Annotated in this window: 11 protein-coding genes; 2 read left to right on the top strand and 9 right to left on the bottom strand. The window is 30.9% G+C overall.

Features of this window, described 5'->3' with window-relative positions; genetic code table 11:
• Positions 1-66 precede the first annotated feature (66 nt).
• The 3 genes from DFQ10_RS03980 to DFQ10_RS03970 form a co-directional block, all read right to left on the bottom strand.
• Positions 67-1,299, bottom strand: coding sequence for an adenylate/guanylate cyclase domain-containing protein (locus tag DFQ10_RS03980; protein ID WP_044633807.1), 1,233 nt, complete (start codon positions 1,297-1,299; stop codon positions 67-69).
• Positions 1,300-1,617: 318 nt separating this feature from the next.
• A complete protein-coding gene (locus DFQ10_RS03975; protein ID WP_044633808.1) occupies positions 1,618-4,911 on the bottom strand; it encodes an ABC transporter permease/M1 family aminopeptidase in 3,294 nt (1,097 codons plus the stop codon).
• Between the two features lie 2 nt (positions 4,912-4,913).
• Complete coding sequence (locus DFQ10_RS03970; protein WP_044633823.1) at positions 4,914-5,801, bottom strand: ABC transporter ATP-binding protein; 888 nt, start codon at positions 5,799-5,801, stop codon at positions 4,914-4,916.
• A gap of 208 nt (positions 5,802-6,009) precedes the next feature.
• Between DFQ10_RS03970 and DFQ10_RS03965 the strand changes: the two genes are divergently transcribed.
• A complete protein-coding gene (locus DFQ10_RS03965) occupies positions 6,010-6,804 on the top strand; it encodes a sensor histidine kinase (RefSeq protein ID WP_044633809.1) in 795 nt (264 codons plus the stop codon).
• Complete coding sequence (locus tag DFQ10_RS03960) at positions 6,801-7,502, top strand: LytR/AlgR family response regulator transcription factor (RefSeq protein WP_044633810.1); 702 nt, start codon at positions 6,801-6,803, stop codon at positions 7,500-7,502. The genes DFQ10_RS03965 and DFQ10_RS03960 overlap by 4 nt, the downstream gene beginning before the upstream one ends.
• 114 nt (positions 7,503-7,616) lie before the next feature.
• Here the strand turns inward: DFQ10_RS03960 and DFQ10_RS03955 are convergent, their stop codons facing one another.
• The 6 genes from DFQ10_RS03955 to DFQ10_RS03930 all read right to left on the bottom strand — a co-directional run bounded on the left by DFQ10_RS03955 (position 7,617) and on the right by DFQ10_RS03930 (position 12,537).
• Positions 7,617-9,014, bottom strand: coding sequence for an alpha/beta hydrolase family protein (locus tag DFQ10_RS03955; protein WP_044633811.1), 1,398 nt, complete (start codon positions 9,012-9,014; stop codon positions 7,617-7,619).
• A gap of 121 nt (positions 9,015-9,135) precedes the next feature.
• Positions 9,136-9,588: a hypothetical protein gene (locus tag DFQ10_RS03950; protein WP_044633812.1), complete on the bottom strand. Its 453-nt coding sequence runs from the start codon at positions 9,586-9,588 to the stop codon at positions 9,136-9,138.
• Between the two features lie 102 nt (positions 9,589-9,690).
• Entirely contained in the window at positions 9,691-10,347 is a 657-nt protein-coding gene (locus DFQ10_RS03945) for a hypothetical protein (RefSeq protein ID WP_044633813.1), read from the bottom strand.
• A complete protein-coding gene (locus tag DFQ10_RS03940; protein WP_044633814.1) occupies positions 10,331-10,822 on the bottom strand; it encodes an RNA polymerase sigma factor in 492 nt (163 codons plus the stop codon). Before DFQ10_RS03940 ends, DFQ10_RS03945 begins: the two co-directional genes overlap by 17 nt.
• A gap of 66 nt (positions 10,823-10,888) precedes the next feature.
• The gene (locus DFQ10_RS03935) at positions 10,889-11,587 is read right to left on the bottom strand and encodes a LytR/AlgR family response regulator transcription factor (RefSeq protein WP_044633815.1); all 699 of its coding nucleotides are present in this window, start codon (positions 11,585-11,587) and stop codon (positions 10,889-10,891) included.
• Positions 11,584-12,537, bottom strand: coding sequence for a sensor histidine kinase (locus DFQ10_RS03930; protein ID WP_052823525.1), 954 nt, complete (start codon positions 12,535-12,537; stop codon positions 11,584-11,586). Before DFQ10_RS03930 ends, DFQ10_RS03935 begins: the two co-directional genes overlap by 4 nt.
• Positions 12,538-12,623 lie beyond the last annotated feature (86 nt).

Here is a 12,623-nt window from a genome sequence, read left to right as displayed (position 1 = left end):
GGAAATATGATCCTATTATATACAACATAAAAATACTATTTGTTTTCTTGATTAATTTTATGCGTTTTAAGTTTGATTCAGAAAGTACATGTCCAATTTCCCTTTTCCCTTTGCATGGATCTTTCCACGAGAAATACACGAAAATTCATTTTTAATCAGTTCATAGGTGGATGAAGATATATTGATTTTACCTACTTCACCTGCAGATTCCATCCTGCTGGCGGTATTTATCGTGTCTCCAAAAAGGTCGTATGCGAACTTCTTCTTGCCCACAACCCCTGCTACTACAGATCCAGAATGTATACCAACCCTCATTCTCCATTTTATGACATGGCTTTGATTTCTCTCCTCAAGATAGGATAGCATCTTTTGTGCGGCTTTGATGCAGTTAGTAGCATGATTTATCGTTTCTTTTTCAAGGCCACACGCTGCCATATACGCATCACCAATCGTTTCAATTTTTTCTACTTTCGTTTCTTCCATAATTTCATCGAATCGACCAAAAATATCATTGAGTTCATTGACTAAAGTGATTGCTGACATGGACGCCACAAGATTTGTAAATCCTTCAAAATCAGTAAACAGGACAGTGATATTTTTGTGTCTTTTTGGAATTGTTTTACCGCTTTCTTTTAAGTCTCTTATTATGTTTGCGGGTAATATATTGTGCAGAAGATCATCTGATTTTTTCTGTTCAACCATTAAAGATTCCTCAGATTGATCTATTAAAATAGACATACTTGCTATTAGTATGAAGCAAATCAATGCAGTAATACTGATATTAACTATTTGTGATATATAGGGATCTAATCCTCCAAAATGGGATTTTATATTTGATTGAAATATTACTGTAGCAATCAACGTTAGGCAAGCTAGAATACTAAAGACATGGGCTATATTCCTAGCCTTACGAGGAAAAGTCATATATGGCAGAATAATAATTAGGAAACAAACAACTGCAACTCCTGAGGAAAACCCTAGCAAGTAAAGAAATAAGAGAACAGACATATAAGATGCTAGAATAAGCCAAACGGAAGCCAGGACTCGTAACCCTTTCCAATTGAAAATTAACGCCATTAGAAACATTAATCCCAAAAAAGTATTACTTCCGTAAATTATTAATGCGTCTGTCAAGAATAATGCAATTAGCATCCAAGTTACATTATAAACTACACCTAAAAGAGATGCAATATTCGTAACACGTAAATATCTGAGTTCAGTTATAGAAAAATTGTACTCAGCGCCAATATCGACTATTCTTTGAAAGAATCTAGACTTGTTTTTATCATAAATTGACATAAATGCTTTTCAAGTTTTATGAATTGTTAATGTCTTTATTATACGCAAGTAAGTTAACCTTTTTAGCGTTAATTTCTGGATTTTTAGAAGGTCAAAAATTGCAGATTTTCTTTATTCTTTTGTGAAAATGGTAGCATACCTCTCCTTATTGATCTAAACATATGGTGGTTCGTTTTATTTTAAGCTTAGATATGTTCTTTCTTTATTATAAATGTGTTCCGCTTGTTTGATCATCTTCTTAGCTAACGTAAGATTTTTAATGGTTTGCCACAATAAGCACAGGTTTTATGCTTTTATGAGAAGTTGATTTATTTAACCTTAGTGATTTTTTAATACACCCACAGATTCAAAAAGCTCCTCGATGATATGCTGGAGATTGCTTGGTGTAACTGCTCTGAAATACTCTAGTAAGTCTTGAGTTGTCGCATATCTATCAGTCTGCATTTTTAGTTTGCCGTTTTTTGTATTCCAATCTTCAAGAAAATATTTTAATGCTAAATTCACATTCTTTTCTCCTATTGCTTTTTGAAGTTCATACATATTGATCGCTCCTTTAGCATAATAGACATAATCTTGATTTTCTACAAGAGCAAGAGATGGTTCTTCCTTACTTTCTTGTTGTTTTCCTTCTTTATATTTATCCAATTGAAGTGCTAAAAACTGTTGCACTTTTTCTTCGGAATACTGCTCTTTTAAAACCATTATTGCTGCATATTGAGATAAGGTTTCTAAAACCATCAATTGACCTTGCACATTCGCAGCTTCCACTTGCATTCCAAACCATTGGTGAGCTACTTCATGTGCAGTCACATAAAAAGCCATATCTACATCTTTTTCGTCATCTATATCTAACACAAATCCAATAGATTCTGAGAATGGAATAGTTCCAGGAAAAGATTGCGCAAATTGCGCATAACGTGGAAACTCCATAATACGCAGTTGCTGGTATTGATAAGGACTGAAGTTGTTACTATAATAGGCTAAGGATGCTTTCATAGACTTCATCATTCTATCGATGTTATACTCATGTCCTTTTTGATAATAAATTTCAAGGTCAACAGGCTCAGTGATCGCCTCATTACTTGTCATCCATTTGTCTTTTTTAATTTCATAGTCAGCAGAAACTATGGCATAAAAATTAATAATAGGTGTATTTGTTTTATAGTGAAAATAATTACGATTATTATCTGTCCATTTTCTCAATAAATCTCCAGGAACCAAAGCTGTTTGATCTTTGGATGTACCAATAATCATTTCAAAATTAATACCATCAGAATCACCACCAGATCTCGCATTAACTAATTCTTTAGGGTCATCTATGTTAACTTTTTTAGATCTTTTTGATAAGTTATGATCTCTTCGTTTATCTTCATCTTGAAGTTCATATTTTTTATTGTAACCCAATGTTGGAAACTGTTCGTTATTGAAAAATGTACCATTGTAAACAATATTGGTATTAGAACGACCTTGCTCAAAGCCTTTGGTTGTAAAACGTTGCTTAAAATACATTTTTACAGAATCACCAGGTTGTAAAGCTTTCTCTAAGTTAAAAATTGAATAATCAAATTTTTTGTATTGATTATTAGTTGTAAAACCACCTTCAAAAGAGATACTGTCTATAGTAACATTTTCTTCCAAAAGTTTTTGAATATGGATGGCTTTTATGTTTTCAATTGATGTGTTTTTTAACATATAATACCCTTCTACTGTGTAATCTCGTTTAGAAGGATACAGCTCTAATTGTAAGTTAACGTCTATTATTTTGGGCTGTGGTATATATTCAAATTGTTTCAATTCTTTTTCATACGCTACTCTGAATTCAGTAGCTTCAGAATTGCTCCAATATTCATTTAAAATATTCGTATTGTAAAATATAAACCCTCCAATAATGATAAAAGCAAAAAGAATGATGTCAGTAAATTTTATGAGTGGTTTGCTGAACTTATATTTAGCAACTCTTATTCGTTTTATTAAATTTGTTTCATTTCCTCTAACAGCGACTAAAGATCCTATGATTAATAAAAGTATTCCGAAAAGAAACCAATACAATTTAATGAGTAAATAGGGTTGTAAAAAATGCCCATAACCATTCATATCTGAATAAGCACCTAAGGAACTTCCTCCAAAAAAGTGTAAATCATGATCAAATCCCAATACAGCAATGGCTACATTAACAATACTAAATACAATCACCAAAATGATACCTACAAACTTATTATTCACTAAAGATTGTATGAAAAATGCTAAGCAGGTAAAAATGGATAATAGGGGTAGAATTTCTAAAAAGAATCCATTAAAATACACTTGCAATTCATAGTTATAATAGCCACTTAGCGTTTGGAATACTATCCCTGAACTAATTAAAGCAAGTATTAATACGACATAAATTAAGTTTAATCCAATAAACTTTCCAGCTAACCTTACAAAACTTGACATGGGTGTAGCATCATAAATTAAATTCAACTTCGCACCTCTTTCTTTCCACACCAATTCTCCTGAATAAAAAACAAGGATGATGATAAAGAAAAAATAAGATGTTTCCTGAAGTTCCTCAACTATAAAATAGGTTGCAGGATAACTATCAACGCCATATACAGTTCCAAGATTTACAGAATTGATTAAGATGATAATCATTCCGCAAATAACAATTCCCCAAAATGATGGTTGTTTAAAAATACTTATAAAATAAAACCACGAAAACTCTTTTAATTGTGTCCATTTAGATGATAAACCATAGTGTTTTTTAGCTTTAGGGATTTCTATATCAGTATTTTTATTGGCACTTTTAGCTACTAATTTTTGAACATGCTTTCTCTTTGATTTCTTTTCTTTAACCAGATTAAAGTTGAATTTTTTATAACCATACATTAATGCGATTACTCCTAAAAAAAACCAAAATAATTTGTTATATAACAAAGCACTAATAAATGGAAGCTCTTGAGTGCTCTTTTCTAAGACCGTCCAGGATTTTGTAATATAGGTTACTGTTGTTAATGAAAATGGATCAAAAATAGCTTGCCAGAACGCATTGGTAATTGCTTTTGTTAATAAAAATACGACAAACAAGATCACGCCTTGTGTATATACAACTACTAAATTTCTAGTTAAGGCACCAGTTACAAAAAACAACGCTGCTCCAAAAAATAACGTTGGTAACGTTACCATTACAAAGGTCTTTATATAAATAAATGCATTAAAAGCTAATAGCTCATCTGGACTATTCCAGGGCATAAATTCACCCAACATCATACCCAATATAATTCCTGTAAATACAAACAGCAGAACAGTAAATGCGCCTAAAAACCGACCCATTAAATAATCTCTTTTTTTGATAGGTGTAGAAAATAGTAATGACTCTATCTCGTACTCAAAATCTCTAAGTACAGAAACTCCCATAATCATTGAGGCTAAAATCATAAAGAAACCAGTTATAGCTCCCATAGTTTTCGCTATTACTATGGGTGAATTTCTTTTCATTAGCCCCATTTCTGAACCTTGAAAAATAAAATCTACACCAACAATTGAAAACAGAAATATAAATAAGAAGAACACATAGGTGTCTGGTCGTTTAATTCGATATTGGATTTCGAACTTAAAAATTTCATACCACATAATTAAATAGATTTAGTTTTAGTTCCATTGAAAATTTCTGAGAAATACACATCTTCTAGTTCCGCATTAATAGCTGTAAATCCATCTCCAGGATTAGTCTCACTTATTATATGAATAGTTGGTTTACCAAGAAATAATCGTTCACTGATGACCTGATAATTTTCTTTATATAGGTTCAATTCTGATTTCTCGATTGTTTTTTTATAGACTTTATCTTTTAGGCCTTCTAGTATCTGCAACGGCTGCCCTTTTAAGCATACTTGACCTTGATTAATAATGGCCATATTTGTGCAGAGTTCTTTGACATCGTCAACAATATGCGTAGATAAAATAACCACAGTATGTTCTCCGAGCTCGCTTAAAACATTGTAAAAGCGATTGCGTTCTACAGGATCCAATCCTGCTGTTGGTTCATCTACAATAAGTAACTTCGGATTGTTAAGTAAGGCTTGTGCAATGCCAAATCGTTGCTTCATCCCACCAGAAAACCCTTTCAGATTTTGTTGTCGCACGTCATATAAATTGGTTTTATACAAAAGTGCTTTCACTAATTCTTTACGTTCGTTTTTATTGGTGATGCCTTTAAGCACTGCGAAATGATTGAGTAATACTTCTGCCGATATTTTTGGATACAAGCCAAATTGTTGCGGCAAATACCCTAATACCTGTCGCAATTCATTTTTTTGTTGTAAGACATCGATGTCTCCAAGAACAATGGAACCAGAATCGGCTTCTTGCAGTGTTGCAATAGTTCGCATTAACGTAGACTTGCCTGCACCATTTGGGCCTAATAGACCAAACATCCCTTTTGGTATATCAAGTGAAATGTTTTGTAAAGCTTTAATCCCGTTTGAATACGTTTTTGATAGATTGTCAATTCTGAGTTCCATACTGTTCATTTTTTGATTGATTGAGACAAACATATAAGCGTTTTTAGCCTTTAAAAAGTGTTAGTGACACAAACACATGCATTAGTGACAAACACATTTTTTTAAGGTATAAAGACACCTCAAAACACATTTAGGATTGTTTGTCACTGATGAGATACTGTTTGTCAACTTATTTGTCTGAGGTGTTTTATTTAATTAATATTGAATTATGAATTTTAAAATACCAGAAAGAAAAAGGAAAACTATCAAGCGGTTATATAAAATAGCGCTGGTTATTATAGGCTTAGTCATCGTCATTTTTAATGACACTTTTGGAAAACTAGAAGGGTTTGTAGAATTTATTGCATTGTACTTTATCCTTGTGTTTATTACCATTGCACATTGGCTATTTAAACAAATCAAATCACTAATAAGATTGAAGAATGAAAAAGCAAAAACAGAATTAATGCATTTAAAGAGTCAAGTGAATCCACATTTCTTTTTTAATATGCTTAATAACCTTTATGGATTAGTGGATAAGGATTCTAAGAAAGCTCAAGAGCTCATTCTAAAACTTTCTGATATGATGCGCTATAGTATTTATGATGGCGAAAAAGACAGGGTTTTACTGTCTGAAGAAATAGCTTATCTCGAGAATTATATTGAACTTCATAAAATGCGTTATCATAAAGCGATTGATATACAATTCAATATTGAAACAAACGACACTAATTATGAGATTATGCCACTTCTTTTCATTATTCTTTTAGAAAATGCCTTTAAGCATGGTGTGGAAAATTTAAGAGAAAATGCTTATGTTCATATCACATTAACAGCGCATAATAGTGAATTGACCTTTGAAATAGAAAACAATTTTGATGAAACACAAGATAACCCTGAAACAGGAATTGGATTAAAAAACCTAAAACGACGATTAGAATTGGTATATCCAAAAAAGCATACCTTAACAATTTCCAAAACAGATACCATCTATAACGCTACATTGAATATTAAGGGCTTATGATTACATATATCATTATAGACGACGAACATATTGCACACGATATTATAAAAGGCTATTGTGATATGCTACCAAATTTAGAATTCAAAGCAGATTGTTATGATGCTATAGAAGCTATTGACTACTTAAGCAAACATGATATAGATCTCATTTTTTTAGATTTGAATATGCCTAAATTAAAAGGATTTCAATTTTTAAAAACCTTATCATCTCCACCAAAAGTTATTGTAACCACTGCGTATAGTGAATTTGCGATTGAAGGCTACGAATTAAACGTTGTTGATTACTTGTTAAAACCGTTTAGTTTTGAACGCTTTTTGAGTGCTGTGAATAAAGTGACCTCTCTTAACACCAGTACAATAAGAAAAGACAATAAAGAGACTATAAAACCTGAAGGACAACATATTTTTTTAAAGCAAAATAATAGTCATATTCAGGTAGATGTAGATGATATTCTATTTATTGAAGCTTCTGGTAATTATACCAAAGTTGTTACAAGCAATGAAACCATAAGCATTCGAGAAAAAATATCGGATACCATCCAATTGCTTTCTGAGAATGATTTTCTTCAAGTTCATAAGTCATTTGCTGTTGCAAAAAAGCACATCGTTAGTATAGAAGGAAATCGGATTTTTATTGGCGATTATATGGTACCTATTGGTAAGCTCTATAAAGCAAATGTTAATCAATTATTGAAGTAATTTGCTATTGCCATGTCAATATATAATCTAGACTGAAAATAGAGTGAGGATTTTCATGAGTAGGTGAGTACTAGTAAAGAATTATTCAAGAGGTTACTACAAGTATTTTATATCTTATTTCAGATGTTCTATTACCCAATTTTTTATTTCGTTCAATGCTATTGGGGAAAATGTTTGTTCTATTTTTCTATATTCATCCATCTTTCCAGTTTCACACTCTTGAAAGAAGTGGTTTAAGTTTTCTAATTCCACTATTTTATAATTTTTATTCTGGCCTTTGATTAGTGCTTGTCTTATAGCTTCTTGATTAATTTTTGCATTTACTTGCGTGTCTTTACTGCCATTTAATGACAACACTGGAATTTGTAATTTTTCAATTTCATCAGCAGGATTGTATTGTAAAAAATAGCGTGACCAAGGTTGTAAACTTGTTTTAAGTTGGTTTTCTATAAATGCATTGATATTCTTTTCTGGTACGTTTAATGATGTTAAAATGGGTCTTAAAAACTCATTATAATGAGTTGTCAATTCGATTTTAATTTCTGTTTTACTCTTATTAGAGATTACAATTGCAATCGCTTTTCTGGTGTTTTTTTCATAAGCCACCTCATCTTTAACAGGAAATTCTCTCAATGTTTTAGATTGCATTACAGATAGTTCTGTTCCCGAAATTCCGGTAGAAGCTAATAACACCATAAAAGCGACATCTTTAGAGTTGTTAGCCGCTAGAGGTGCGATAATACCACCTTCACTATGACCAATCAAACCTATATTTTTAATATCTACATCGTTTCTAGTTTTTAAGTATGCGATGGCACTCAAAACGTCTTTGGAAAAATCTTCTGTGGTTGCTTTACCAAAATTTCCTGTAGATTCTCCAACTCCACGATCATCAAAACGCAATACGCCAATGCCTTGTCTTGTTAAATAATCTGATAATACTAAAAAAGGTTTGTGTCCCATAAAACTTTCATCTCTGTCTTGTGGACCACTTCCGCTAATTAAAATTACTACTGGAAATTTTCCGTTTTTATTGGGTAAGGTTAAAGTACCTGCTAATGTTATGTTGGCTTCATTATTTTTAAAAATGACTTCTTCTTCATAATAAGGGTAGGGTTTTACAGGTTCCTGCGGCCGTTTCGAATCTTCTATTTTTATAGTTCCTTTTTTTAAGTTTAGGACCATTTCTATGCCACCTTCCTTGTAAATACCTTCAAATTGTTGTGCTTCAGTATTAAAAACTCCTGTATAGTTCATTCCAACATTAGAGCCATCAATAATTAGCTTTCCATTTGTAAAAGTTGTAGCTGATGGTTTGATGCCAGCAATTCTAAACGTTGGAACATCCATAGTAGTTGAATACGTAGCGTTTTCTTGTTTTATATTAAAAACAAAAGTGATTTCTTTATCGCCTCTTTTGGTTGTTCCGTTCCAATGTCCTGAAATATCTTGAGAACGTGCACTAGTAATGGCGAGTAAATTTAAAAGTATGATAATTGTTAATGTTTTCATGTTCGTTAAATTTTGATTGGTGATGTCTAGGCCAAATTTTCGTTAGCCTTGTGGTATTAAAAAATAGTATTACTAATTTAGTAATCGAAGCTATTTGAAGAGAGATTTAGTTAGATTTACATTAGAGCACGTTTCCAGCTTCTTTAGCTTGAGCATCCTTACGGCGACCTATTAATGCGCCAATAAATAGTCCCATACAAATGCCAACGGAAATCCCTAAAGACCTTTCAAAACGCTCACCTATTAGAATTCCAGCTATAACTCCGAATAACATTCCTAAAGTTACACTCAGGTTTGTATAGTATCCTTGAGAAGTCAAAGAAAAGGTGTCCTTTAAATAGGTCTCAAATTTACTCAGTGCGTTTTTAAAGAATTTTTTTCTATTGTCTGGATTTGAGTTTAGTTTTAAGCTATCTAGTTCTGTTTCTATGGATTGAATGTCATCAGTGGTGAATGCTCTATTTTCTAATTTTTTAAGAATCTCAATAAATTGCGTATAAACCTTGATTTCAGATTTATTAGAGGATTCAGTTTTTAAACTTTCAAAAAAGTTAATTGCATTTAATAGTGTCATAATTTTTACTGTTTTCTTGGTTAGTGGCCCAAATCAAAAAATATTACACCTAAAATTTATTTATTTTAAAAAACCACAACAAAACACCTTATTATCAAACGCTTAACTTCTTAAGCTTTCTATATCTGTCATCAATTCTTCTAGTTTTTTGAATATTCTTCCATAAACGATGTTTAAATCCCATTTATAAATTCGACCTCCAACAAGGAATAGCAAAACCAAGATGACTGCCACGATAACAATTCCGATGAGTGGGATTCCAAATATTAAATAGGTATCTGGAAAACCAACAAGTATTTCATCTACAAGCCGTTCACCCAAAGGCATGCCTTCGGCATCTTTAAACCAAAAGCCTAAAACCAATGACATAAATATAATTGGGTACAAAAATCTTGACATTTTTTTATTGATTGCGACCTGCTTTTGTATCCACTCATTAAATGACTTTAAATATTGATAACTACTTGCACCTTTGTCAATTTTTTCTAATCCATTTAATAACATCTTATTAATAAACACAAGAACTGAAAGAGTAATAAAAAATATAACACCTGTTATTGGTATGCCAACAAAAAATGAGACAATTAAAAAGATAAATGAGAATGCTATAATTGCAATCAAATTTATTTTAAACATTCTTTTAAATTTATCAATAATATGAATTGATTTTTGGTTGTAAAGATTGTTTATTTTTGGGACTACTAGTGCGTCGCTCTTGAGAAAACCTTCTTTCCAAATGTTTTCAATTGATTTTTCCATCTAATAATTTTTTTAATCTAGTTTTAATTCTTTTAACACGTACACCAATATTATTTGGGTTCGTTCCTATAATTTCAGCAATTTCCTTTTGCGATTTTTCTTCCAAATAAAGCATGATAACGGCTCTATCTATTTCCGATAGTTTTCTTATGGCATCATATAATAAATTTAGAGATTCGTCTGAAAACGCGTAGTTGTTTTCGGTTTCTTCAGCAGTTATAGAATCAGACACAAAATGCTGAACATTGTTTTTCTTTTTCTTAAGTAAGGTTAAACAGACGTTTAATGAAATACGATATACCCAAGTACTCCATTGCGATTCTTCACGGAAATTGTCTTTACTTCTCCAAATTTGTAAACACACTTCTTGGTAATAATCTTCAAAATCTTCTTGCGAGTTAGTATACGCTCGACATAATTTGATAATTATTCCTGCAAATGGTAAAATGGATGATTTATAAAAATCGCTACTCAATAGTGTTGTTTTTATTGTTTAGTGTCTTAAATTAAGAATTATTACAGGTTAATGTCAAAATTGATTTTATTTTATTAATCGATTTACATTAAGCTTATACATTTTCCCTATTGGAATTTTGTGATTCCTTAGATGTATTCTATTACCTTCAATTAATTCTATTTTATCTATTGAGATAATAAAAGATTTGTGAATCCTTATAAATTGTGTCTCTGGTAAATTATGTGTAAAGGATGTTAGCGTTTGATGAGAAACAATCACTTTATCAACCATATTAATTTTTACATAGTTTCCATAGGCTTCTAAAAACAGAATGTCCTTTAACTTTATCTGGTAGTATTTTTTATCTTCCTTTATAAAAATCTTAGTGTCTTCTATGGTTTCCGTATTTTGTATTGGGCTGGCTTTAATTGATAATGCATCGGAAACTTTACTAACAGATTTTACAAAACGACTGAAATTAAATGGTTTTAATAAATAATCGTCAATATTCAATTCATAACCTTCTAAGGCAAATTCCTTGTAGGCTGTAGTAATGATAATTTTTGGCGGATTAGAAAGTGTTTTTAAAAACTCTAAACCAGAAAGCTTTGGCATATTTATATCTAAAAAAATTAGATCAATAGAATGCTTATTTAAATAGTCTAGGGCTTCAAAAGCATTATAACAACTTTTTTGGAATGATAGATAAGACAAATTACTCGCATAATCTTTAATATTATCATGAGAGGCAGTTTCGTCGTCTACAATTATATATTTTATCATTTCTTATATATATCTAATGTTGTTGAATAGGTGTTTTCTTCAATTTTATTATACAATTGATGTGTGTTTGGATATAATAAATTTAAGCGATCTTTTAAATTTTTGAGCCCAATACCTTTGTCTTCTGATGATTCTTCAGCATCATAATTGTTTTTAACTGTGAAACTTATTTTATTTTCATCTTCAATAAGTTGTAAATGAACAAATGCATTATCTGTTGCTTTTTCAATGCCATGTTTAAAAGCATTTTCTAGCAAAATAATGAATAACAAAGGTGCCACTTTTGTTTCTGGATTTTTAATTGATTTTTCAAAATTCACATCAATGTCTTTATGGTATCTGGCAGTTTGTAAATCAATAAAATTTATTAAATAATCTATTTCATCTTTTAACTGCACGTTTTCCTTTCCGCTATCGTAAATAGTGAATCGCATTAAATCTGATAATTTTAGGACATAGTCTTGAGCTGCATCAGCATCCTTTTTTATTAAGGCATACAAATTGTTAAGTGTGTTAAAGAAAAAATGAGGATTTATTTGATTTTTTAATAGCATCAATTCGGCTTCTAATTTATCCTTTTTAAGTTTTTGAATACTTTTTCGGTATTCGTAGGTCCAATAGAAAATTAAATAAGCAACTGCAATTGCTAAAAGAATTCTTACGCTATTCTTTAGAAAGCCTCCATCTAAATCTGTAGTAGCATCAATAGCAAATATTAAAAGCGGAATACTTATTCCTAAAAAGAGATATTTTAATCGAAGGTTAGAAGTCCCAAATTTTATTTTTTCAGTTTGAAAGAGATAATTCAAAAGGGTGTAAAAGACTACTAAACCCAATGAACTTGAAAGCACTGCGAATATTTCGCTTTGAGCGTTTCTTAAGATTAGCATCAAAATAATAATGATTACAGATAGAACTGCTGCTGCTTTATAAAGTTTTTTATGTGTCATGATTTTAATTTATTTATGATTTTGACACAAATCTATATTGCATATTCAAGGTTACAGCTTTTATTTTATAAACGTCTCTTTTCATA

This window comes from Winogradskyella eximia, assembly GCF_003386165.1.
Lineage (GTDB): Bacteria > Bacteroidota > Bacteroidia > Flavobacteriales > Flavobacteriaceae > Winogradskyella > Winogradskyella eximia.
Note: the sequence above shows the minus strand (reverse complement) of the source record. Positions and strands in the feature narration are given on the sequence as shown.